28 protein-coding genes are annotated in these 22,433 nt (G+C 65.5%); 6 read left to right on the top strand and 22 right to left on the bottom strand.

The features are described 5' to 3' along the window. Positions 1-61 precede the first annotated feature (61 nt). Positions 62-268 (top strand): DUF6471 domain-containing protein, encoded by a 207-nt coding sequence (locus tag G568_RS0109985; RefSeq protein WP_026757896.1) that lies wholly within the window; start codon positions 62-64, stop codon positions 266-268. On the opposite strand, the gene G568_RS20260 is transcribed toward G568_RS0109985, so the two are convergent. Together G568_RS20260 and G568_RS0109980 are read right to left on the bottom strand one after the other, a co-directional pair. Beyond that, on the bottom strand, positions 222-872 hold the full coding sequence (locus G568_RS20260; RefSeq protein ID WP_157084369.1) for a hypothetical protein: 651 nt from the start codon (positions 870-872) through the stop codon (positions 222-224). The two genes, G568_RS0109985 and G568_RS20260, sit on opposite strands and share 47 nt — an antisense overlap. A gap of 239 nt (positions 873-1,111) precedes the next feature. Continuing rightward, positions 1,112-1,318: a cold-shock protein gene (locus G568_RS0109980; RefSeq protein WP_026757895.1), complete on the bottom strand. Its 207-nt coding sequence runs from the start codon at positions 1,316-1,318 to the stop codon at positions 1,112-1,114. Between the two features lie 229 nt (positions 1,319-1,547). On the opposite strand from G568_RS0109980, the gene trxC reads away from it, so the two are divergent. Continuing rightward, a complete protein-coding gene (gene trxC / locus G568_RS0109975) occupies positions 1,548-1,976 on the top strand; it encodes a thioredoxin TrxC (protein ID WP_026757894.1) in 429 nt (142 codons plus the stop codon). A 229-nt stretch (positions 1,977-2,205) separates the two neighbouring features. After that, the gene (locus tag G568_RS0109970; protein ID WP_026757893.1) at positions 2,206-2,409 is read left to right on the top strand and encodes a YgaP family membrane protein; all 204 of its coding nucleotides are present in this window, start codon (positions 2,206-2,208) and stop codon (positions 2,407-2,409) included. 111 nt (positions 2,410-2,520) lie between these two features. Here the strand turns inward: G568_RS0109970 and G568_RS0109965 are convergent, their stop codons facing one another. From G568_RS0109965 to G568_RS0109900, 14 genes are all read right to left on the bottom strand, one after another. Beyond that, the gene (locus G568_RS0109965; RefSeq protein WP_037373995.1) at positions 2,521-2,832 is read right to left on the bottom strand and encodes an ArsR/SmtB family transcription factor; all 312 of its coding nucleotides are present in this window, start codon (positions 2,830-2,832) and stop codon (positions 2,521-2,523) included. A gap of 95 nt (positions 2,833-2,927) precedes the next feature. Further along, positions 2,928-4,160: a mandelate racemase/muconate lactonizing enzyme family protein gene (locus tag G568_RS0109960; RefSeq protein WP_026757891.1), complete on the bottom strand. Its 1,233-nt coding sequence runs from the start codon at positions 4,158-4,160 to the stop codon at positions 2,928-2,930. A gap of 76 nt (positions 4,161-4,236) precedes the next feature. Continuing rightward, on the bottom strand, positions 4,237-5,319 hold the full coding sequence (locus G568_RS0109955; RefSeq protein ID WP_026757890.1) for a Zn-dependent alcohol dehydrogenase: 1,083 nt from the start codon (positions 5,317-5,319) through the stop codon (positions 4,237-4,239). 157 nt (positions 5,320-5,476) lie between these two features. Next, the gene (locus G568_RS0109950; RefSeq protein ID WP_026757889.1) at positions 5,477-6,805 is read right to left on the bottom strand and encodes a lyase family protein; all 1,329 of its coding nucleotides are present in this window, start codon (positions 6,803-6,805) and stop codon (positions 5,477-5,479) included. A gap of 3 nt (positions 6,806-6,808) precedes the next feature. Then, positions 6,809-7,519, bottom strand: coding sequence for an alpha/beta fold hydrolase (locus tag G568_RS0109945; protein WP_026757888.1), 711 nt, complete (start codon positions 7,517-7,519; stop codon positions 6,809-6,811). Further along, positions 7,520-8,119 (bottom strand): protocatechuate 3,4-dioxygenase subunit alpha, encoded by a 600-nt coding sequence (pcaG, locus tag G568_RS0109940; RefSeq protein ID WP_026757887.1) that lies wholly within the window; start codon positions 8,117-8,119, stop codon positions 7,520-7,522. It abuts the gene before it with no gap. Position 8,120: 1 nt separating this feature from the next. After that, entirely contained in the window at positions 8,121-8,846 is a 726-nt protein-coding gene (pcaH, locus tag G568_RS0109935) for a protocatechuate 3,4-dioxygenase subunit beta (protein WP_026757886.1), read from the bottom strand. Further along, positions 8,839-9,222, bottom strand: coding sequence for a 4-carboxymuconolactone decarboxylase (gene pcaC / locus G568_RS0109930; RefSeq protein WP_026757885.1), 384 nt, complete (start codon positions 9,220-9,222; stop codon positions 8,839-8,841). Before pcaC ends, pcaH begins: the two co-directional genes overlap by 8 nt. Beyond that, positions 9,215-10,000 (bottom strand): 3-oxoadipate enol-lactonase, encoded by a 786-nt coding sequence (gene pcaD, locus G568_RS0109925; protein WP_405050593.1) that lies wholly within the window; start codon positions 9,998-10,000, stop codon positions 9,215-9,217. The genes pcaC and pcaD overlap by 8 nt, the downstream gene beginning before the upstream one ends. 5 nt (positions 10,001-10,005) lie before the next feature. After that, entirely contained in the window at positions 10,006-11,175 is a 1,170-nt protein-coding gene (gene pobA, locus G568_RS0109920) for a 4-hydroxybenzoate 3-monooxygenase (protein WP_026757883.1), read from the bottom strand. Between the two features lie 88 nt (positions 11,176-11,263). Next, positions 11,264-11,617: a hypothetical protein gene (locus G568_RS0109915; protein ID WP_026757882.1), complete on the bottom strand. Its 354-nt coding sequence runs from the start codon at positions 11,615-11,617 to the stop codon at positions 11,264-11,266. 203 nt (positions 11,618-11,820) lie between these two features. Beyond that, positions 11,821-12,807 carry a threonine ammonia-lyase gene (locus G568_RS0109910; RefSeq protein ID WP_026757881.1) on the bottom strand — a complete coding sequence of 329 codons (987 nt, stop codon included), beginning with the start codon at positions 12,805-12,807 and terminating at the stop codon, positions 11,821-11,823. After that, entirely contained in the window at positions 12,786-13,610 is an 825-nt protein-coding gene (locus tag G568_RS0109905) for an alpha/beta fold hydrolase (RefSeq protein ID WP_026757880.1), read from the bottom strand. Before G568_RS0109905 ends, G568_RS0109910 begins: the two co-directional genes overlap by 22 nt. Beyond that, the gene (locus G568_RS0109900; protein WP_026757879.1) at positions 13,610-14,296 is read right to left on the bottom strand and encodes a haloacid dehalogenase type II; all 687 of its coding nucleotides are present in this window, start codon (positions 14,294-14,296) and stop codon (positions 13,610-13,612) included. The genes G568_RS0109905 and G568_RS0109900 overlap by 1 nt, the downstream gene beginning before the upstream one ends. A gap of 187 nt (positions 14,297-14,483) precedes the next feature. Here G568_RS0109900 and G568_RS0109895 point away from each other — a divergent pair, with 187 nt between their 5' ends. Both G568_RS0109895 and G568_RS0109890 read left to right on the top strand, forming a co-directional pair. After that, positions 14,484-14,912 (top strand): FKBP-type peptidyl-prolyl cis-trans isomerase, encoded by a 429-nt coding sequence (locus tag G568_RS0109895; protein WP_026757878.1) that lies wholly within the window; start codon positions 14,484-14,486, stop codon positions 14,910-14,912. Between the two features lie 108 nt (positions 14,913-15,020). Next, positions 15,021-15,608 carry a hypothetical protein gene (locus G568_RS0109890; RefSeq protein WP_026757877.1) on the top strand — a complete coding sequence of 196 codons (588 nt, stop codon included), beginning with the start codon at positions 15,021-15,023 and terminating at the stop codon, positions 15,606-15,608. 88 nt (positions 15,609-15,696) lie between these two features. On the opposite strand, the gene argF is transcribed toward G568_RS0109890, so the two are convergent. The 3 genes from argF to G568_RS0109875 form a co-directional block, all read right to left on the bottom strand. Then, complete coding sequence (argF, locus tag G568_RS0109885; protein WP_026757876.1) at positions 15,697-16,623, bottom strand: ornithine carbamoyltransferase; 927 nt, start codon at positions 16,621-16,623, stop codon at positions 15,697-15,699. Between the two features lie 76 nt (positions 16,624-16,699). Continuing rightward, positions 16,700-17,881 carry an aspartate aminotransferase family protein gene (locus G568_RS0109880; protein WP_026757875.1) on the bottom strand — a complete coding sequence of 394 codons (1,182 nt, stop codon included), beginning with the start codon at positions 17,879-17,881 and terminating at the stop codon, positions 16,700-16,702. A 226-nt stretch (positions 17,882-18,107) separates the two neighbouring features. Continuing rightward, positions 18,108-18,911 (bottom strand): ABC transporter permease, encoded by an 804-nt coding sequence (locus G568_RS0109875; protein WP_026757874.1) that lies wholly within the window; start codon positions 18,909-18,911, stop codon positions 18,108-18,110. 131 nt (positions 18,912-19,042) lie between these two features. On the opposite strand from G568_RS0109875, the gene G568_RS0109870 reads away from it, so the two are divergent. Further along, on the top strand, positions 19,043-19,687 hold the full coding sequence (locus G568_RS0109870; protein ID WP_026757873.1) for a GcrA family cell cycle regulator: 645 nt from the start codon (positions 19,043-19,045) through the stop codon (positions 19,685-19,687). A 181-nt stretch (positions 19,688-19,868) separates the two neighbouring features. Here the strand turns inward: G568_RS0109870 and G568_RS0109865 are convergent, their stop codons facing one another. Genes G568_RS0109865 through fabA form a run of 3 tightly spaced genes read right to left on the bottom strand, consistent with a single transcriptional unit; the run spans position 19,869 to position 22,430 of the window. Continuing rightward, positions 19,869-20,660, bottom strand: coding sequence for an enoyl-ACP reductase FabI (locus tag G568_RS0109865; protein ID WP_026757872.1), 792 nt, complete (start codon positions 20,658-20,660; stop codon positions 19,869-19,871). 5 nt (positions 20,661-20,665) lie between these two features. Continuing rightward, positions 20,666-21,895 carry a beta-ketoacyl-ACP synthase I gene (gene fabB / locus G568_RS0109860; protein ID WP_026757871.1) on the bottom strand — a complete coding sequence of 410 codons (1,230 nt, stop codon included), beginning with the start codon at positions 21,893-21,895 and terminating at the stop codon, positions 20,666-20,668. A gap of 25 nt (positions 21,896-21,920) precedes the next feature. Next, complete coding sequence (fabA, locus tag G568_RS0109855) at positions 21,921-22,430, bottom strand: bifunctional 3-hydroxydecanoyl-ACP dehydratase/trans-2-decenoyl-ACP isomerase (protein ID WP_026757870.1); 510 nt, start codon at positions 22,428-22,430, stop codon at positions 21,921-21,923. Between the last annotated feature and the right edge of the window lie 3 nt (positions 22,431-22,433).

Below are 22,433 nucleotides of genomic sequence, written 5' to 3'. Positions count from 1 at the left end.
GACGCATCCCATACAAGGGCATATGTATCAAAAATAGTGCATTAAGCTATATAGGTGATACATGGCAGAGCAAACGGAATGGGAGGCGAAGGCTGCAAACCTCCTGAAAGCAGAGTTGAAGCGCAAAGGTGTGACTTACACGCAACTTGCTGAAATGATTGGGGATAAAGAGGCGAACGTTCGAAACAAGCTGTCTCGTGGCAAGTTCAGCGCAGCGTTTCTTATTCAATCTTTGGAGGCGATTGGTTTGACTGAGATTCGACTTTAGAAAGATATTTCGCCGCCTCTCGTTTGGCTTCCTTTCTCAGCCCCTTGGCGACAAACGGGTAGACTGTGGCGAAGTAGTCAGCCAAGAATTTTGATGCCCTAAATCCTAACCCCTCGCCTATATCCGGGGTAGGTATCCCGTGCTTACCTAGCTGAGCCAGCACGGCTTTTGACTTCATGGCATCATCAAGAGGCAGAGATGTGGGCACACCGGGCCGGATACGAGCATTCGCGCCTGAAGGCATCTTTTCAATAGTGCGCCTTATCGACCTTTCAACGTTGTGGATTTCTATAGCCAGTGATCCTAACGTTCGGGCATATTGCCGACACCTTCCCATAACAAGCCATCCTAGCAGATCAATCACAAGGAATACTGCTGCAACAGACGCGGCACCGATAAGGAAGTCCCCAGCTAGGAATGCTAGTAAGTTTGATGCCCAATCAGGTAACCTCATCCAGTCACCACGCGAAGCTGTATCAATAGCTCCATCGATTTTCCTGCTCTCGGCCCATCGTTCAACGTTGATGTTCCAAACCGGCTGTACAAACAACTCCCAAACAACGAGCGCAGCCAGTAAAGAAAGTGAAATGATTCTTTTGAGCATGCCGGGGAGGGTGCCCCAACACCTTCTGATTGTGGAGTCCTAATCATTTCGGCACTCCAGCCCAAACTGGTGCGTTTGATACATAAGGCCGCGGATTTTGCTGGCATAAAGTGCCTCGCACCAGCGTAGGATCGCCGCACCGCGGCCCGTCGATGCACTCCCCTAATGGGCGCGCCCCAAACGCGAAACGGGCCCCGAAACGGGGCCCGCTTGCGTGTCTTTCCAGCCAAAGGCCGGTGTCAGGCCAGCGCGATGTTCACGGCCGATTCGCGGCCGTCACGGCCCGCTTCGACGTCGAACGTCACTTTCTGGTTGTCGGCCAAGCCGGTCAGGCCCGATCGCTCAACAGCCGAAATATGGACGAAAACGTCCTTGCTGCCGCCGTCGGGCGCGATGAAGCCGTAGCCTTTGGTGGTGTTAAACCATTTCACGGTGCCAGTAGCCATCCGTAGTTTTCCTTCTCAAGATGCTGCCCGCGGGAGTGCGGCAGCCTGGCTAGTCAGTGCAAGATCGAGTGACTGAGCCGAGATGGAACAGATGGTCGATATGGTAACGTCGCACAGGATATTATGGGATTGCCCTTTGCACGTTTCAAGAAAAAAAGCAGCGGCCCCAGGATTGCGCGGCGCGCGGGGAGTTATATATGAAAAGCAGAATGTAAAAACGGAGGGCGCCATGGCGTCGATGAAACTGACTTGCCTGTCGTGTGGACAGGTGAACCGCGTGGCGCCCGACCGACTGTCGGCCAAGCCAAAATGCGGGACATGCGGTGCATCGCTGATGCCCGGAAAGGCGGTCGAGGTGGATTTCGCCACCCTGCAAAAGGCCGCGCGCACCGATGATGTGCCGCTCGTGGTGGATTTCTGGGCGCCGTGGTGCGGCCCCTGCCGGATGATGGCGCCCGAGTTTTCCAAGGCGGCGAGCGAACTGCGCGGCGATGCGCGGCTGGTCAAGCTGAACACCGAGGCGCACCCGAAGGCCGGCAGCGCCTATGGCATCCGCGGCATCCCCACCATGGCCCGGTTCAAGGGCGGGCGCGAGGCGGCGCGCAAATCCGGCGCCATGCCCGCCGCGCAGATCGTGAGCTGGGTGAAATCGGCTTAGGTGGGCTATTGAGGAGGTCTTGAGGCCATTTCCTTTGCGGGAAACCTCTTCTGCAAGACGCTCACCCTTCTGAACCGAAGGGCGCTGCCCGGGCTTGCAGCCTGCGTCAGCTTGTACTTGCGGGAGGCAAGAAACGGCCTTCGCTATTGTATTCTGGTTATGGAATACGTATATTGATGTGGAACCGCCCGCTGCCTGCGGGCCTTAAAGACCAGACAGGATGGATAAAATGACCCTCGACCGTTCCGTAATGCTATTTGCCGGTATCATGGTCCTCGTAAGCGTGGCGCTGACTGTTTGGGTCTCGCCGCTGTGGATGTGGTTCACCGTGTTCATCGGCGCGAACCTGATCCAGTCGTCCTTTACCGGCTTCTGCCCCGCTGCGATCATCTTTCGCAAGCTGGGCGTGCGCACCGGCTGCGCCTTTGAATAGGGCGCGGCGCAACTGGCCCGGACTTACCCGATAGACAAAAGGCGCGCATTTATTTGCGCGCCTTTTTCAATGGCCGTGTGAGATGCGTAGGGATGCCTTGTCCGCCGCGCCTCAGCAGGTAACGGGGCCGTCTTGCTGCCCTGCGGGGCTACAAAACAGGCGATACAGAAGAGTGATCACCTCGTAGGTGTTTTCATCGGCGAGGCGGTAATAGATGGTCTTGCCGTCGCGGCGCGTGGCCACCAGCCCCTCTTCGCGCAGGCGGGCGAGCATTTGGCTGACGGCGGCCTGCCGGATTTGCAATAACTGCTCCAACTCGCCCACTGATTTCTCGCCCGAGCCGAGATGACACAGGATCATCAACCGCCCCTCGTGCGCGAGTGTCTTGAGATAGGCGGCTGCCGCTTCGGCGCTACGCTCCATCTCTTCGGGGGGAGCGGGTGGGGGAGGGAGTGTCACGTGCGTCTGATCCTGTTCATTTGCGATCATGTTAGCACCTAAATTCCGACAAGGCGAGATCACCGCTTGGGTGCGGGGGCGCCCCCTTCAAATTGGTTGCCATTGGCATAATCGCAAGGGGCGTCGCGCATTTCAAGATGCAGGCCATCGCCGCGGTAGGGGTGCGCGCGGGCAAGGTCCTCGTCTACCTCGATACCAAGGCCCGGTGCGTCGGACAGGCGCACATGCCCGCGCTCGACGCGGATCACGCCCTTGATCAGCGCGTCGTGAAACGGGCTTTCGATAGTTTCGGCCATAAGCAGGTTGGGGATCGCGCTGGCAAGGTGGAGGTTGGCGGCCCATTCCACCGGCCCGGCGTAAAGGTGCGGGGCAAGCTGTGCGCCATATGCCTCGGCCAGCGCGGCGATCTTGCGCGTCTCCCATATCCCGCCCGAGCGACCCAGGGCGGGCTGCAGGATCTCGGCCGCCCCTTGCGCCAGAAGCGGCGCGAACTCGGCCTTGGTGGTCAGGCGCTCGCCGGTGGCTATGGGGATGCGCACCGCTTGCGCCACCCGGGCCATCGCGGGCACGTCGTCGGGGGGCACCGGCTCTTCGAACCATAGGGGCGAATAGGGTTCGAGCGCATGGCCCAGCCGGATCGCGCCGGCGGCGGTGAATTGCCCATGCGTGCCGAACAGAAGGTCGGCGCGGTCCCCCACGGCATCGCGAATCGCGGCGCAGAACGCGACCGATCGGGTGATGTCCGACATCGCTGGCATGTGCCCGCCGCGCATCGTGTAGGGGCCGGCCGGGTCGAATTTTATCGCGGTATATCCGCGACTTACGGCCTCGGCGGCGGATTCTGCGGCCATCTCGGGCGAGACCCAGAATTCGCCCATGTCGTGATGGGGCAGGGGGTACAGGTAGGTGTAGCAGCGCACATCGGCGTTCATCCGCCCGCCCAGCATCGCCCAGACGGGGCGACCGCGCGCCTTGCCCATGATGTCCCAGCAGGCGATCTCGAGCCCCGAAAACGCGCCCATGACCGTCAGGTCGGGGCGCTGCGTGAAGCCAGACGAATAGGCGCGGCGGAACATAAGCTCAATGTTTTCAGGGCTTTCGCCCTGCATGTGGCGGGCGAATACGTCCTCGATCACGGCGCGCATCGCCTCGGGGCCGACGCTGGCGGCATAGCATTCGCCCCAGCCGGTAATGCCCGTGTCGGTCGTTACCTTGACCAGTATCCAGTAGCGCCCGCCCCAGCCAGGCGGCGGCGGGGCGGTGACGATGATGTCGAGATCGGCGAGTTTCATGGAGGGCCTCCGGGGGCTTTTTTGCCGGTCTGTCTGGTGTCGGTATCCTGTCGGTATTGCGTCGGTGCGCGCGCGCTCAGTCGAAGACGATCACGTTGCGCCGCGCGGCGCCCGTTTTGGTGTCGGCGATCGCCTCGTTGATCTGCTCAAGGCGCCAGCGGCCCGAAATCAGCTCGTCCAGCTTCAGGCGCCCCTGCTGGTAGAGGTCCACCATCCACGGAATGTCGCGCTTGATCACCACGTCGCCCATCTTGGAGCCGACGATGGACTGGCCCGCGTCGGCCATGATGATGGGGCTGTAGCTGGCGGTTTGGTCGAGATGCGGCATGCCGATCATCACCACCTGCCCGCCATTGGCCAGGTAGCGCGGCGCCTTGTCGTAGACCGGCGCGGCCCCCACGGTGACCAGCACCGCGTCGGCGCCGCGGCCCAGAAGTTTCTTGACCTCGGACCATGGCTTGCCTTCGGCGAGGATGGCGTCGGTGGCGCCAAATTCGCGGGCTATGTCCAGTTTGCTTTCGAGCATGTCCACCGCGACCACGCGGCGTGCCCCCGCGATGCGCGCGCCCTGGATGGCGTTGAGGCCCACGCCGCCCGCACCGATCACGACGACATCCTGCCCGGCGCGCACGCCGGCGGCGTTGACCGCCGCGCCAACGCCGGTGATCACCCCGCATGACAGGAGGGAGGCCACGTCCTTGCCCAGGTCATCGGGGATGGTGACGACCTGGCTTTGGTCCACGACGACGGCCTCGGCGAAGGCGCCGCAGGCCAGGCCCTGCAAGACCGCCTCGCCGGTGGTGGTGGTCAGCGGCCCCTTGGTACCGTCATAGGGCGTCTCGCAGATCGTCGGTTTGCCCGCGCCGCAGCTGTTGCAGGTGCCGCAGGCCCGGATCAGCGTGACGGCGACGCTGTCGCCCTCATTGATGCCGGTGACGCCGGGGCCGACGGCGGTGACGCGGCCCGCGGCCTCGTGCCCGTAGACGGCGGGAAGGGCGCCGCCAAAGCCGCCCTCCCAGAAGGAAATGTCGGAGTGGCAGATTGCCACGGCGTCCAGCTTGACCGAGACCTCGCCCATTTCGGGGGCGCGCAGGTTGACGGTTTCGATGCGCAGCGGCTGGCCGAATTCATGACATACGGCGGCTTGGATTTCAGGCATGTTCTCTCCCTCGCGGTTTGCCGCAGCCTGCCCCCGCCTGCGTTAGGCTGCAAGTGCAAAATCTTGTGCTGATATGCGGAATTTGCGGGCGTTTCGCCCTGTGGCAGAGGGTGGAATTTGAGTATTTTTGGCAAGATGAAGGGCAGGGGATTGCGCGTCAGAGGGCGCGCACGGTGGATGCGAATGCGCGTGCCTCGGTCGGGGCCTGGCCCAGTTGGGCGCGGGTGTCGAAAATGCCGGTGAGGTCGGCGTCGGGGAAATCGCGCGCTGCCAGATCGGCAAGCGGGGTGCCGCTATGGCCTGCCTCGATGCACAGCGCCTTGACCGCGGCCTGGGCGTCGGGGCGGGGCATGGTTTGCGCCAAGCGGAAGCTGAGCGCTTCGGCGTGGACGAGGCCGCCGGTCGCGCCGAGGGTGGCGGCCATGCGCGCGGGGTCGGGGGTGATGGCGCGCGTCAGGTCGCGCGCCAGCAACAGCGCCGAGGCCCCCGACAGGCAGAGCTGCGGCAGGGTCAGCCATTCGGTGAACCACGCCGCGCCGTCGCGTTCCTGCCGGTGCAGGGCGGCGCCGGTGAGGGCGGGCGAGAGGCTCGCCGCCTGACGCGCCAGCGCGGTGAGCGCCCCGGGGGTCACGGGGTTTTGTTTTTGCGGCATGGTCGAGGAGGCCCCGCCGCCGCCCGGCGCGGCCTCGGCGATGCCGGATTGCGCCAGAAGGGTCAGATCCTCGCCCATCTTGCCAAGCGCGGCGCAGCACCGGGTGATCCAGCCCGCGATCCGCAGGATCGGGGTGCGGTCGCTGTGCCAGCTGCGGGCGGGATCGTGCAGGCGCAGGGCCTCGGCCAGTTTGGCGCGCAATTCGGGCGCTTGCGGGCCAAGGGCGCCGGCGGTGCCGGCCGCGCCCGATAGCGAGACCCACAGCGCGCCTTGGCGCAGGGGCGGCATTTCCTCCAGGAGCTCCAGGAGCGGCGCGCCCCAATGCGCGGCATGGGCGCCGAAGCTGGTGGGTGTGGCGACCTGCCCCCAGGTGCGCGCGGCCATGGGCGTTTCGGCGTGGTCCTCGGCCAGCGTCGCCAGCGACTGCAGCACCGCGCGCAGGGTATCCTCGCATTGCTCAAGGAGCTGGCGCAGGCGCAGCATCAGGCCGGTGTCGATGATGTCCTGGCTGGTGGCGCCCCAGTGGATGTATTGCGCGTGCTCGGGCGCCTCGACCGCCGCGCGAAAGGCAGCGACAAGGCCCGGCACGCACACGCCGTTTTGGCCCGTGGCCTCGGCCAGGGCGGCGGGATCGATCTGCACCTCCATCGCGGCGCGGTGGATATAGAGCGCCGATGGCTCGGGGATCAGACCCAATTCGCCTTGCGCGCGGGCCAGCGCCCCTTCGACCAGCAGCATCGCGCGGATCTCGGCGCTGTCGGTGAACAGGCGGCCTGCTTCGCCGGTGGGAAAAAGGCGCGAGAACAGGGCGCTGTCGAACACGCTGGCGGCCATGGGTTATCCTTTCGCGATACGGTCGAGAATGTCAGCCAGTCCCGCGGGATCGGCGAAGAAGGGGGAATGGCCGGTTGGCATGGCGTAGACGTCCGCCTCGGGCCAGTCCTGGGTCATGGTGCGCTGATACTCGGGGGGGATGGTGCGATCGTCGTCGCAGCGGATATAGCTGCGCGGTACGCTGGCCGCGCGGGGGCCAAGGGTGATCGGCGTGGCCTGCGGCGCGATCGCTTGCGGGCAGAGCCGGGCGTTGGCGTAGTCCACCGTGCCCTCGGGGCAGTCGTGGTAGAACACCTCGGCCGTCTTATTGGGGTCCACGGTGAAGGCCAGGCCGTCGTCGGTTTTTTTGATGGCGTGCATCAGCGGCTGGCGCGGGGCCTCAAGGCGCATGTCCACCAGCGATTTGCCGTCCTGCGCGGCGTAGGCGCACAGGTAGATCAGGCGGGTGATCTTTTCGGGCGCCAGTTGCGCTGCCAGCGTGATCGGAAAGCCGGCCATGGAATGCCCGACGAGGTAGACGGGGGTGTCGATGGCGTTGATGATCGCCTGCGCGTAATCATGCAGCATGACCTGCGCGTAGGGCGTCGCATCCTCGCCGTGGCTGGGCAGGTCGATGGCGCGGGCGGTGTGGCCGCGCGCCTGCAACTCGGGCAGGACATCACGCCAGCACCACGCGCCGTGGCACGATCCGTGAATCAACAGGAAGTCAGCCATTCAAAGGTCCAGAAATACCGTTTCGCCGTCGCCTTGAAGGCGGATGTCAAAGCGATATTGGCCTTCTCCGTCGGGTTTTGCAATCAGGGTTTCGGCGCGGGGACGCTGCTCGATCCGCGATAGCAGCGGATCGTTGCTGTTGTCCTCGTCGCCGAAATAGATGCGCGTCTGCAGCCCGATATTGATGCCGCGCGCGACGATCCACAGGCTGATATGCGGGGCCTGCACGGCGCCGCCACGCGCCGGGGTGGCGCCGGGTTTGACCGTGCGCAGGGTGAAAAGCCCGCTATCCTTGTCGGCGGCAAAGCGGCAAAAGCCGCTCACGGCCGGATCGGCGCCGTCCTGGCCGGGGAACCGGCCCGCCGCGTCTGCCTGCCAGGCCTCAATCATCGCGTCGCGCAGCGCCCAGCCGGTACCGTCATAGATGCTGCCGGTGATGGTTATGATCTGGCCCTGCGCGCCCTCGGCAATCGGGCTGGTGCCCAGGTCCTGCGGATAGACGCCCTCAACGCCGGCAAACGACGGGATGCAGCCGATATGCACGTAAGGTCCGGCGGTTTGCGAGGGGGTCTCGATCAGTGTGTCCAGCGGTTGCACCATCTTACATGCCCTCCGGTTTGTTTTCGAACATGGTCTGACGGCGGCCGCGCAGCACGATGTCGAACTTGTAGGCCAGGAAATCGAGCGGGCGCGCATGGCTCATGTCGAGGGGCGCGACCAAGCGCTCAAGCTGCCCGCGATCCTTGATCGTCGCGGCGATGGGGCAGCGCGCGATCAGGGGATCGCCCTCGAAATACATCTGGGTGATCAGACGCTGCCCGAAGGCGTGGCCGAACACAGAGATATGGATATGCATGGGCCGCCAGTCATTGGCGCGGTTGGGCCAGGGGTAGGCGCCGGGCCGGATGGTCAGGAACTGGTAGCGCCCCTCAGCGTCGGTGATGGTGCGCCCGCAGCCGCCGAAATTGGGGTCCAGCGGCGCAAGGTAGCCGTCCTTGACATGGCGATAGCGGCCGCCGGCGTTGGCCTGCCAGATCTCGATCAGCGTCTCGGGCACCGGGCGGCCCATTTCGTCCAGAACCCGGCCGTGCATCAGGATCCGCTCGCCTATGGCGGGGCTGCCATCGGCCGAGTAGTTCATGATCAGGTTGTTATCCAGCGGCCCCAGAAGCGACGCGCCGAAGCGGGGGCCGGTTTCCTCGGACGGGGTCGATTCCATCGACAGCAGGGGCCAGCGGGGGCTGCGGCTGATCGAGGTCTTGTAGTCGGGGTCAAAGGGCACCGGGTGCATGTCGCGTCGGCGCGGCATCAGGGGGCCATCAGCCATCGTCGGCCTCCATCTCGTCGAAGATGTCCTTGGCGATCTTCACCGCCGTGTTGGCACGGGGCACGCCGGCATAGATGGCGACATGCAGCAGCGCCTCCATCACGTCGGCGCGGGTGGCGCCGGTGTTGGCGGTGGCGCGGATGTGCAACTCCAGCTCGTCAAGGTTGCCCAGCCCGGCCAGCAGCGCGATGGTCAGCATCGAGCGCTCGCGCGGGGTGATCCGGTCGCGGGCCCAGACGTGGCCCCACGCGGCCTCGGTGATCAGGTCCTGAAACGGGGCGTCCAGGTCGCTTTTGCCGGCCTCGGCGCGGTCCACATGCGCGTCGCCCAGAACCCGGCGGCGTACTTCCATGCCCTTCTCGCGGCGTTCAGACATGGCCGGTCTCCTTGATGAACTCGGACAATACGGCGGCATATTCCTGCGGTTGCTCGACGCAGGGCAGGTGCCCGGCGCGGCGGATCAACTCAAACCGCGCGCCCGGGATCAGATCGACCGTTTCGCGCACCAGGTCGGGCGGGGTCGAGCCGTCTTCGGAGCCTGCGATGCCCAGCGTCGGCAGGCGCAGGCCCGATGTGGGCGTGTAGAAATCCGTGCCCGCTATGGCCGCGCTGCACCCTGCGTAGCCTTCCGCGGGTTGGCGGATCAGCATGTTGCGCCACGCGTGAAACTCGCGCGTTTCGCGGAACGGGGCAGAGAACCACCGCTCCATCACGCCATCAGCCAGCGCCTCGATCCCGTCCTTTTGCACCGCGTTGATCCGGTCCTGCCACATGTCCGGCTGACCGATCTTGGCGGCGGTGTTCGATAGGACCATCGCGCGGACCTGGTCCATCCGCTTGACCGCGAGGCCTTGCGCGATCATGCCGCCGATGCTTAGCCCCACGAACAAGCAGTTGCGCACATTGAGCGCATCCAGCACCGCCTCGGCATCGCGCACCAACGCGCCCATCGAATAGGGCCCGCGTGGGCAATCCGACAGGCCGTGACCGCGCTTGTCATAGCGAATGATGCGCAGCCCCTCGGGCAGCAGCGGCAGCACGTGATCCCACAGGCGCAGGTCGGTGCCCAGCGAATTGGCGAACACCACCGGCGCGCCATCGGGCGTTCCATCCTCGCGCACATGCAGGCGCAGGTCCTCCTCGATCTCGATCATACGCATCAGTATGGTAGCCCCACGTAGTTTTCCGCCATCGCGGTTTGCGCCGCCGTGCTGTGTTGCAGATAGGCGATGTCGGCGTCTTGCATGCGGATGTCGAACTCGCTCTGTTCGGGCAAGCGGTGCAGCAGCGTTGTCATCCACCAGCTAAACCGCTCGGCCTTCCATATCCGGGCCAGCGCGGTTTCCGAATAGGTGTCAATGCCGCCGCGTTCGCCATCGTTGTACCATGCCACCAGCGCCCGCCAGAGATAATTCACGTCCGACGCGGCGGTATTGAGGCCCTTTGCCCCGGTTGGCGGCACGATATGCGCCGCGTCCCCGCACAGGAACATGCGCCCCCATTGCATCGGCTCGCACACGAAAGAGCGCAGCGGAGCGATGGATTTCTCGATCGACGGGCCTGTGACCAGCCGATCCGCCGCCTCTTCCGGGATGCGGCGGCGCAATTCGTCCCAGAACGCGTCGTCGGTCCAGTCGTCGGGCGTATCCGATAGCTGGCACTGGATGTAGTAGCGGCTGAGGTTGGCGTTGCGCATGGAGCACAGGGCAAAGCCGCGCTCGGAGTTGGAATAGATCAATTCGTTATCCACCGGCGGCGTTTCCGACAGCACGCCAAGCCAGCCGAACGGGTAGACCTTTTCGAACTCGCGTCGCACCGAAAGCGGGATTTCCTGCCGGCAGGGGCCATGGAACCCGTCGCACCCGGCTATGAAATCGCAATCGAGGCGGTGCACCGCCCCTTCGTGGAAAAAGGTGACATAGGGCGCGTCGGTGGTCAGGTCGTGCGGTTTCACCCCGCTGCATTCGTGCATGACCGTGGCCCCGGCGGCGTCGCGCGCCTCGTACAGGTCGCGCGTGACCTCGGTCTGGCCATAGACCATCACGTGGCTGCCGGTCAGTTCCTTGAAATCGATGCGGAACTTATCGTTGCCATTGGCGATCAGGGTGCCGTCATGGATGAAGCCCTCGCGATCCATCCGCTCGGCGATGCCGGCCTCGTGCATCAGGTTCACCAGCCCGGTTTCCAGAACCCCGGCGCGGATGCGTGACAACACGTATTCGCGCGAGCGCCGCTCGAGCACGACGGATGCGACCCCGGCCTTGTGCAGCAATTGCGACAGCAGCAAGCCCGCCGGCCCGCCCCCGATAATGGCGACCTGAGTGCGCATTGTCGTCACCTCCCGTTTTCCTTATGAGAACCAAAAATAGTTTTCGCCGTCAATCAAATGTCACCCGCCGGGCGGGCCATGTCCCCTGTTACGGGTCGCATTCGGGGTTGCCGAAGCGCGCCATGCAGGCCTTTTGCGCGCAGGCGCGGATTTGCGCGTCGCGGCGGGTCTCGTTCACGTCGACGGTTTCGACAGTGGTATATGGGATGAACTCGGTGCGCATGACCTGCTGGCACTTGACGACATCGTTGACCTTGCGGCACGTGCTTTCGCCGGTCGGCACCTCGATCGTGCGGGTCTTGGTGACCAGCCGCTGTTCAAATTCCGGCGGGATCTTCTGCATCCATTCTGCGGTGCAGATGTCGCGCTCCTGCCGGTATTCCGGTGTCGCGCACGCGGCGAGCGCCAAGCATGCCGCCAGTGAAACCTTCCAACGCATCATCGCCCGGTACCCCCTTGAATAATCAGCCTATCGCGGTAGCCGCGCCCTGCCAAGGTGGCGATTGAGCGCGCGTGGTGGGGTGTTGAACTGAGGGGCGCGCCCTCCCGTTTTGCCGGAGGCAAACTTTCGGTTTGACGGGGAGGGTCGGGCGCGGCCCGGGCTCGCAGCCCGCGCCAAGGGTATGATCCCGGCCCCCCGGCCCGCTATTCTGCGGCCAGGGCCCGTGCCATCATGCCCGGATCGGTGTTCCCGCCCGAGACGACAACCACCACCGTATCGCCGATGATCTGGTCGGGACGCATCAGCGCTGCCGCCAGCGCTACCGCGCCGCCCGGCTCGGCCACGATCTTGAGCCGGATCGCCGCCAGCGCCATCGCGCGCAGCGCCTCGTCGTCGCTAACCGACAGGCCCGGCCCGCACAGCCGCCGCATGATCGGAAAGGTCAGGGCGCCGGGCGCGGGCGTGAGGATCGCGTCGCAGATGCTGCTGCGCCCGGGCGCGTTCGCCTCGATCCGGCCCGCCGCGAGCGAGCGCGCGGCGTCGTCAAACCCCTCCGGCTCGACCGGGCGGGCGCGCAGGCCCGGCGCCTCGGCCTCAAGCGCCAGGGCGATGCCGCTGGTCAGCCCGCCGCCACCGCAACACACCAACACATCGGCGCGCTCCACCCCCATGGCGCGGGTCTGCGCCGCTATCTCAAGGCCGGTGGTGCCTTGGCCGGCGATGACATGCGGCTCGTCGAACGGCTTGATCAGGGTCAGGCCCCGCTCGGACGCCAGCCGCGCGCCGATGGCGTCGCGGTCTTCCCCCTCGCGGTCATAAAGCACAACCTCGGCGCCCAGCTCGCGGGTGTTTTCGATCTTCAGGCGTGGCGCGTCGCGGGGCATGATGATCACGCAAGGCGCGCCGTGCATCCGGGCGGCCATCGCCACGCCCTGCGCGTGATTGCCACTTGAAAACGCGATGACGCCGCGCGCGCAGACATCGCGCGGCAGGGCCGACACCGCCGAATACCCGCCGCGGAACTTGAAACTGCCGGTGTGTTGCAGGCACTCGGGTTTGATCAGCACCCGCCGCCCCGCGATCGCGTCCAGGAACGGCGAGGAAAGCAGCGGCGTGCGCCGCACCACCCCGTCCAGCCGCCGTGCAGCGGCGCGCACGTCATCGATGTTTACTTCATCCGGTCCAGCCATGTGCGCAGCGCCTCCAGCGCCTCGGGTTCATCGAGAAAGGGAATATGCCCGCGCGCGGGCACCTGCGCCACGATCAGGTCCGGGTTGCGGCGCTTCATTTCGGTCACGGTCTCATTGCGCAGCAGGTCTGAGGTTATGCCGTGGATCACCGCCACCGGCAGCGGCGCGATCGCCTCGAAAAGCGGCCACATGTCCGCCGGACCCTCATCGCGCCCGCGCACCGTTTCGGCCAGCCGCGTGTCATAGGCCAGGCGCGGCCCTTGCGGCGTCATCTTGTGGGTGCGCTCCACTTCTTCGCGCCAACGGGTCAGCGGCACGCCGGGGAACGCGCCGCGCGCCGCCTGTTCGCGGGCCTGCGCCAACGCGTCCAGCGATGCCACCTGCGGCTGCAGCCCGACATAGGCCGAGATCACCGACAACCCTGCCGCCTCGATCACCGGGCCGATGTCATTGAGCGCGACGCCAAGCAGCCGCTCATGCGCAGTGGCGGCCAGGTACATCCCGATAATGCCGCCGCGCGAGGTGCCAAGGATCGCGGCCTTGTCGATGCCGAGATGGTCCAGCAATTCCAGCGCATCGCGCGCCTCGACCGGCACGGCATACTCCGACGGGTCGGCGGCGTGGTCGGATTTGCCGCGTCCGCGCGTGTCCAGCCGGATCATCCGCACGTCGGCCATGTGCGGGGCTACGAAATCGAAATCGCGCGCGTTGCGGGTCAGCCCGGCAAGGCACAACACCGGCAAGCCGTGGCCCGCATCCTCGTAATACAGCGACAGTCCGTCAGACGTGGTGAAATACGCCATTACGCCCCCGCCAGCCCCGCAATCGCCGTCAGGTCGGACAGCACGTGATGCGGGCGCGCGGGCAGGCGATCGACCGGCTCTCCGCCTCGGTTGGCCCATGCGGTGGTAAACCCGTAGCCCGCAGCCGCCGCCGCGTCCCACCCATTGGACGAGACGAACAGGACCTCCTCGCGCAGGCCGCCAAAGCGTTCCTCGACCAGGTCGTACACCTGCGGTGCGGGTTTGAAGATGCCGACGCTTTCCACCGACAGCAGATCATCCAGCCAGTCACCCAGGCCGGCCGAGGCGACCGCCGCGTCAAGCATCGCGGGCGAGCCGTTGGAAAGGATCGCGCAGTTCTTGCCCGCCGCCTTGAGCGCGCGCAGCATCTCGGGAACCTCGGGGTAGGCGCTGAGCTCCCAATAAAGCGCCAGCAGCCTTTCGCGCAGGGCCGTGTCGCCATCGAGGCCTTGCGCCTCAAGCGCCCAGTCAAGCCCGTCCTGCGTGACCTGCCAGAAATCCGTATGCTCGCCGGTGATGGCGCGCAGCCAGCTATATTGCAACTGTTTCAGCCGCCAGTTCGCCGCGACCGCCGGCCAGTGATCGGCCAGGGCGGCGTGATCGGGCTCGGCCGCGGCCTGGCGTGCGGCGGCCGAGACGTCGAACAGCGTTCCGTAGGCATCGAATATGCAGGTGGTGATTGGCATGCTCTCTCCTCTCGCGGGGTGTGCGGGGACAGATTGGCATGGGCCTGAGCGGTGTAAAAGGCAAAAAACCCTGCCCGCCCCCGTTTGCAATTTCCCGCCCCCGCACTTATTATACGCAGGATAGCGCGAGAACCCGCCGTGCAGGCGGCCTCGGACACTCACCCATCCCGAACAGATTGGACACTTCATGACGCAAGTCAAATCGGGCGATACCGTCCGCATTCACTATACCGGTACGCTGGCTGACGGCTCGACCTTCGACAGCTCCGAGGGGCGCGACCCGCTGGAGTTCACCGTGGGCTCGGGTCAGATCATCCCCGGCCTCGACAATGCCATGGCCGGCATGAGCGTCGGCGAGAAGAAGACCGTCGAAGTGCCCGCCGACGATGCCTATGGTCAGCCCGACCCCGGCGCCCGCCAAGCGGTGCCGCGCGCAGAGATCCCCGAGGATATCCCGCTTGACCTGGGCACGCAGCTGCAGGTGCAGACCCCTGACGGCAACGCCATGCCGGTGACGGTGGTCGAAGTGACCGAAAGCGAGGTTACCCTCGACGCCAATCACCCGCTGGCCGGGCGCGACCTGACGTTCGATATCGAACTGGTCGAAATCGCCTGATCCAGGGGACCGATTGCCGGTCAAGATTGCGCGGCGCCGGAGAGGCTTCTCTCCGGCGCCGTTTTGCTGTCAAATGGCGGGGATCGCCGCACGAACCCGGAGGCCCCCATGCCCAGCACCACCGAGCAGATCCTGACCCGTATCCAGGAGCTACAGGAGCAACTCGAGGCGGATTTCGCACGCCGCCGCGAAGAGTTCCGCTATCGCCTGGAAAACGGCCGGGTGGTGTTCGAGCGCGAGGCGCGCCGCCGCCAGCGCGAGTTCCGCATCCGGCTAAGCGACTTCTTGTGCCGCACGCGCCCGATGACGGTAGTCACGGCGCCGGTGATCTATTCGCTGATCATCCCGTTCGCGATGCTGGACCTGTTCGTGACGATCTATCAGCGCGTCTGCTTTCCGGTCTACGGGATACAGCGCGTGCGCCGCGCCGATTTCATCCGCGTCGACCGCCACCACCTTGCCTATCTCAACGCGCTGCAAAAGCTGAACTGCGTCTATTGCGGCTATTGCAACGGGCTGATTGGCTACGTGCAAGAGATCGCCGGCCGGACCGAGGCCTATTGGTGCCCGATCAAGCACGCCGCGCGGGTGGGTGCGGTGCATGCCTATTACGCGCAGTTCGTCGATTACGGCGATGCCGAGAATTTCGAGCCGGGCCTGTGGGAAATGCGCGAGACGGTGCAGAAGCAGGAGTGAGCCGGGTGGGCGATGGTCTTTTGCTGCCCGTTGGATATAGTTCCCTGCGCGGCTCGTCATCCGGTCGCCCAATCGCAGCAACAGGCCATCACTTGCCCAGGCACCAGCGCATGATCGCCTTTTGCGCGTGCAGGCGGTTCTCGGCCTCGTCGAAGATCACTGAATGGGGACCGTCCATTACCTCGGACGTGGCCTCGTCGTCGCGGTGCGCGGGCAGGCAATGCATGAACAGCGCGTCGGGCTTGGCCTTGGCCATCAGCGCGGCGTTCACCTGGTAGCTGCGCAACTGGTTGTGGCGCCGCTCGCGCGCGGATTGCGGATCGTGCATGCTGACCCAGGTGTCGGTGACCACCAGGTCGGCGCCGATCACCGCCTTGGCGGGGTCGCGCTCGATCTCGACGCGGGCGCCGGCGGCGCGGGCCTCTTCGACGAACGCCATCTCGGGGTCCAGCGGCGCGGGCCCGGTGAAGGTCAGGTCGAAGCCGAACCGCCCGGCGGCGTGCGCGAAGCTGGCGAAGACGTTGTTGCCGTCGCCCGACCAGACCACCTTGCGCCCGGTGATCGGGCCGCGATGTTCCTCGTAGGTCATGATGTCGGCCATGATCTGGCAGGGGTGGGTGCGGTTGGTCAGCCCGTTGATCACCGGCACGCTGGCGTGTTCGGCCATTTCCAGAAGCGTCGCCTCTTCGAACGTGCGGATCATGATCATGTCCACGTAGCGCGACAGCACCCGCGCGGTATCGGCGATCGTCTCGCCATGGCCAAGCTGCATGTCGCTGCCCGACAGCACCATCGTCTGGCCGCCCATCTGGCGCACGCCCACGTCAAAGGAGACCCGCGTGCGCGTCGAGGGTTTCTCGAAGATCAGCGCCACCATGTGCCCGTCAAGCGGCAGGTCGGCATCGGTGCTGCCCTTGGGGCGGCCGCCGCGGGCGTCCTTGATGGCGCGGGCGGTGTCGATCATCTGCCGCAGGTCGGCCGGGTCGGTCTTGTTGATATCGAGGAAATGGGTCATCGCGGTTTCGCTTTCTGGAAATGATGGCGTGGGGGCCAGCCCCCACACCCCCGGAGTATTTAGTGCAAGATGAAGATCACGCGCGCGCCTTCTGGAGGGTGGCGGCGGCCGCGTCGAGGCGCGATACGGCCTGCGCGATCTCGTCCTCGGAGATGTTGAGCGGCGGCAACAGGCGGATCACGTTGTCGGCGGCCGGAACCGTGATCAGGTTCTGATCAAAGGCGGCGGCCAGTACGTCGGTGTTCGCGGCGCGGCACTTGAGGCCCAGCATCAGGCCCATGCCGCGCACCTGCTCGAATATGTCGGGGTGGCTGGCGACCAGCCCTTCGAGCCGCTGGCGCAGGAGGCCCGCGCGTGCGCTTACGGTGTCGAGGAAGGCGGGATCGGAGATGATATCCATCACCTTGTTGCCCACAGCGCAAGCCAGCGGGTTGCCGCCATAGGTCGAGCCGTGAGTGCCCGTGCCCATCGCCTTGGCCGCGTGTTCGGTGGCCAGCACCGCGCCCAGCGGAAAGCCCCCGCCGATGCCCTTGGCGACCATCATGATATCGGGTGCGACGCCCGCCCATTCATGGGCAAACAGCCGCCCGGTGCGGCCCATGCCGCATTGCACCTCGTCCAGGATCAAGAGCGCGCCGGTCTCATCGCACAGCTCGCGCAGGCCGCGCAGGCACTGGTCGGGCAGGGGGCGGATGCCGCCCTCGCCCTGCACCGGCTCGATCAGGACGGCGGCGGTGTCCTTGGTGAGGGCGGCGCGCAGGGCGTCGTGATCGCCCCAGTCGATATGCGTGAAGCCGGGCATCAGCGGCCCGAACCCGGCGGTCATCTTTTCCGACCCCGCCGCCGCGATCGCGGCGGTTGAGCGGCCGTGGAACGCGCCGTTGAAGGCGATGATCTGCGTGCGCTCGGGCTGCCCCTGCGCGGACCAGTGCTTGCGCGCCATCTTGATCGCCAACTCGCACGATTCCGTTCCCGAATTGGTGAAAAATACCGTGTCGGCAAAGGTGGCCTCGACCAGCTTGTCGGCCAGCTCCTGCTGCTGGGGGATCTGGTAGAGGTTGGAGACATGCCACAGTTTGCCCGCCTGCTCGGTCAAAGCAGCGACCAGTTCGGGATGCGCGTGGCCCAGGGCATTCACCGCGATGCCCGCCCCGAAGTCGAGGAAACGTCGCCCGTCCTCGGTGCTCAGCCAGCTGCCTTCACCATGGGTGAACGACAGAGGTGCGCGCGAATAGGTCGGCAGAATGGACGGGATCATCTTGATATTCCTCGGTCAAAGAAGCCCTGTGAGTGCATCACACGCGGGCATTAGTCAAGTTTGTGAAGGGTCGGGGCGAGGCGCCGGGGGGCGCCCACGCGGGTGCACGGGATATGCGCCGATCAGGCGCGCGTTGCGCGGCCTCGTCGCAGGGTGGCAATGTCGCATATCCGTGTCATGGCGCGCACATTAGCGCCCCGTGCGGGGGGCGCAAGCGCAAAACGTCTCAAGCCTTGAGTCGGTAGCCGCGCCGGAACATCGCCCAGGCCACCAGCGCCAGCACCAGCGTCGCCGCGCCGCAGATCGCCAGGCCCAGCAGCGGGTCGCTGTCCGAGACGCCGATCACGCCGTAACGCACCCCGTCGATCAGGTAGAATACCGGGTTGAAATGGGTGATCTCGCGCAGGCCCGGCGGCAGATCCCGAACCGAATAAAAGGTGCCCGACAAGAACGCCAGCGGGGTGATCACGAAATTGGTGATCGCCGACATCTGATCGAACTTGTTGGCGAAGATGCCCGTCACGATCCCCAGCGCCCCCATGAAGGCCGAGCCAAGCAGCACGAACACAAGCGCCCAGAGCGGATGCACCGCGCCGATCCCCAGGAACAGCGCCAGCCCGACCCAGATCGCCGCCGCCACCAGCAGGCCGCGCGCCACGCTGCCGGCCATGTAGCCCAGGACCAGTTCGGCCGGGCTGAGCGGTGGCATCAGGGTGTCCACGATATTGCCCTGGATCTTGGCGCTGACGATCGAGGACGAGGAATTGGCGAAAGAGTTCTGGATCACCGTCATCATCAGGATCCCCGGCGCGATGAAGGTGGTGAAGGCCACGCCCATCACCTCGCCGCGGGTTGGCCCGATCGCGATCGAAAAGATCATCACGAACAGCCCCGCCGTTACCAGCGGCGCCAGGACCGTTTGCGTGCGCACCGCCATGAAGCGGCGCACCTCGCGCGAGGCTAGCGTGTACAGACCCATCCAGTTGACCCGCCCAAAGCGCCGCGCGCCCATCTCCGTGCCGTCTTGCATCGCGTCTCTCCTGACCGTGGTGATGATTCGACGCCTTGTAACTCAGACATGAGTGATTAGAATAGGGCGCCAGTCAGAAATTGCGGGGCCGACGCCGGTGCGCCGGGCCGCCCCTGAACCAAGGAAATCGCATGTCCTGGACCGATGAACGCGTCGAGCTGTTGAAGAAGATGTGGGGCGAGGGCCAGTCGGCCAGCCAGATCGCCAAGGAACTGGGCGGCGTCACGCGCAACGCCGTCATCGGCAAGGTGCACCGTCTGGGCCTGTCGAACCGCACCAGCGGTGCCGCCGCGGCGCCCGAGGTAAAGGCCAAGCAACCGGCGAAACCCGATGCCGCCGCCGCAGCAGCACCGCGCGCCGAGACGCAGGCAGCCCCGACGCGCAAGGCCGCCGCCAAGCCCAAGGCCGAGGCGCCCCAGCCCGTCGCCGCCCCCACCGAGGAGGACGAGCCGGACGAGGCCACCCAAGGCGCTGGCGTGACCGTGCCGCATACCCGCAAGGCGATCATTCCCGCCGGTCAGCCGCTGCCGCCGCAACCCTCGGCGAACGAGATCAGCCCCGAGGCCCTGGCCAAGGTCAGCGAGATCGAGAAGAAAGCCAAGCGCCTGTCGCTGATGGAGTTGACCGAACGCACCTGCAAATGGCCCGTCGGCGACCCCGCGACCGATGATTTCTGGTTTTGCGGCCTGCCGGTGCAATCGGGCAAACCCTATTGCGAGGCGCATGTCGGCGTAGCGTTCCAGCCGATGAGCTCGCGCCGCGATCGCAAACGCTGAGGCAAGAAAGCGCACTCGCGCGCCGGCTTCGGGCGGCGGATGCCTCCGGCGGGGATATTTACGGCCAGAAGAAATACACCCCGGTCCCATGAGGCGCGCGCTTGTGTTTCTTCTGGCTAAAAGTATCCATTTTACTGCGGTCGCGGCCGGGCGGGGCGTCGATCCCTTGGTCCGCGCGGTGTCAGATGTTGTCGGCCTGCGGCATGCCCAGGATGTGATAGCCGCCATCGACGCGAAGGATCTCGCCGGTGGTGCAGGCGCCCGCGTCCGAGGCGAGGTAGACCGCCGTGCCACCGACCGCCTCAAGCGTGGCATTGCCGCCCAGCGGTGCGTTCTGGTCGGTGTGCTTGTAGGTCTTGCGCGCCCCGCCGATGGCCGCGCCAGCCAGTGTCTTCATCGGCCCGGGCGAGATCGCGTTGACGCGGATGCCGTCTTGTCCAAGGTCATTGGCCAGGTACCGCGTGGCCGATTCCAGCGCTGCCTTGGCCACGCCCATCACGTTGTAATAGGGGGTGACGCGGTTGGCGCCCTGGTAGGTCAGCGTCAGCAGCGTGCCGCCGTTTTCCTTCATCAGGGGATGCGCCCGGCGCGCCACGTCGATGAACGAGTAGGCCGAGATTTCAAGCGAGGTGCGGAAATTGGCGCGGCTGGTGTTGATGAACCGGCCGGTCAGTTCGGACTTGTCGGAATAGGCGATGGCGTGGACCACGAAATCGATCGTCGGCCAGCGCGCGGCCAGCGTCTCGAACGCCGCGTCGAGCGAGGCATCGTCGCTCACGTCCGCGTCCATCAGCAGGTCCGAGCCGACCGAGGCCGCCAGCGGCTCCAGCCGTTTGCCGAACGCCTCGCCCTGGTAGGTAAAGGCAAGCTCCGCCCCTGCTGCGTGCATCGCGCGTGCAATCCCCCAGGCGATCGACCGGTCATTGGCCACCCCCATGATCAGGCCACGCTTGCCCTCCATCGCTCCGCCCATGTGCATTATCCCTGAAATTTCGACAACAGCATCGATCCGTTGGTGCCGCCAAAGCCAAAGCTGTTGGTCATCACCGTGTCCAGCCCCGCGTTGTCGACCCGGGAGGTGGCGATTTCGGCGGGGTTGATCTCGGGGTCGAGCGTATCGACGTTGATCGACGGCGCGATGAAATCGTGCTCCAGCATCAGCAGGCAATAGATTGCCTCCTGCGCGCCGGTGGCGCCCTGGCTGTGGCCGGTCATCGACTTGGTCGAGCTGATCGGCGGCGTCGTGCCCTGGCCGAACACGCGGCGCACCGCCTCGACCTCGCCCACGTCGCCCACCGGCGTGCTGGTGCCGTGCGCGTTGATATAGCCCACCTTGCGGTCCTCGGGCAGCGTTTGCAGCGCCAGGCGCATCGCGCGCTCGCCGCCCTCGCCCGAGGGGGCGACCATGTCGTGCCCGTCGCTGGTGGCGGCGTAGCCCGTCACCTCGGCATAGATCCTGGCGCCGCGCGCGCGGGCGTGTTCGAGATCCTCAAGCACCAGCATGCCGCCGCCGCCGCCGATCACGAACCCGTCGCGGTCCGCGTCAAAGGCGCGGCTGGCGCGTTCGGGGGTGTCGTTGTATTTCGCGCTCATCGCGCCCATGGCGTCGAACAGGCACGATAGGGTCCAGTCGAGTTCTTCGCCGCCGCCGGCGAACATCACGTCCTGTTTGCCCATCATGATCTGCTCGGCCGCGTTGCCGATGCAATGCAGGCTGGTCGAGCAGGCCGAGGTGATGGAATAGTTGATGCCCTTGATCTGGTAGGCGGTGCTCAGGTTCGCACTGATGGTGGAGGACATGCACTTGGGCACCGCGAAGGGACCGATGCGCTTGGGGCCGCCCTTTTCCAGAACCGTTTGGTGCGCGGCCAGCATGGCGCTGGTCGATGGCCCGCCCGAGCCGGCCACCAGCCCGGTGCGCGGGTTCACGATGTCGGCCTCTTCCAGCCCCGCATCGGCGATCGCCTGCCCCATGGCGATATGGGCATAGGCGGCGCCCGGTCCCATGAAGCGCAGCGTGCGCTTGTCCACGTGTTGCGTCACGTCCAGTTTGACATCGCCGGCGATCTGGCTGCGAAAGCCGTGTTCCTTCATCGCTTCGTTGGCGGTGATGCCGGATTTTCCTGCCTTGAGCGAGGCAAGTACCTCTTCGGCGTTGTTTCCGATGGATGAGACGATTCCCAGTCCTGTAACGACGACACGGCGCATTGGCGCACTCCTTGCTCTTTCGGGGTCAGGTTTCGGATAGGGCCACTTTCATATCCTTGACCTGGTAGATCTCCTCGCCATCGGCCTCGACGCGGCCATCGGCCACGCCCATGGTCAGGCGGCGGGTTTGCACGGCCTTGGTGAAATCCACGTAATAGGTCAGCATCTTGCGGTCCGGCCGGACCATGCCGGTCAACTTCACCTCGCCCACGCCCAGGGCATAGCCGCGCCCCTGCCAGCCGCGCCAGCCCAGGTTGAAGCCGGTAAGCTGCCACAGCCCGTCAAGACCCAGGCAGCCGGGCATGATCGGGTTGCCGGGAAAGTGACACTCAAAGAACCACAGGTCCGGCGTTATGTCGAACTCGGCTACCACGTGGCCCTTGCCATGCGGGCCGCCATCGCCGGAAATGTCGGTGATCCGGTCCATCATCAGCATGGGCGGCTCGGGCAGTTGCGCGTTGCCGGGGCCGAACAATTCGCCCCGCGCGCACTTGAGTAGGTCGTCCTTGTCGAAACTGCTCGGATACTGGGCCATTCA

This window comes from Sediminimonas qiaohouensis DSM 21189, assembly GCF_000423645.1.
GTDB classification, from domain to species: Bacteria; Pseudomonadota; Alphaproteobacteria; order Rhodobacterales; family Rhodobacteraceae; genus Sediminimonas; species Sediminimonas qiaohouensis.
This window is presented reverse-complemented; position numbering and strand designations above follow the sequence as displayed.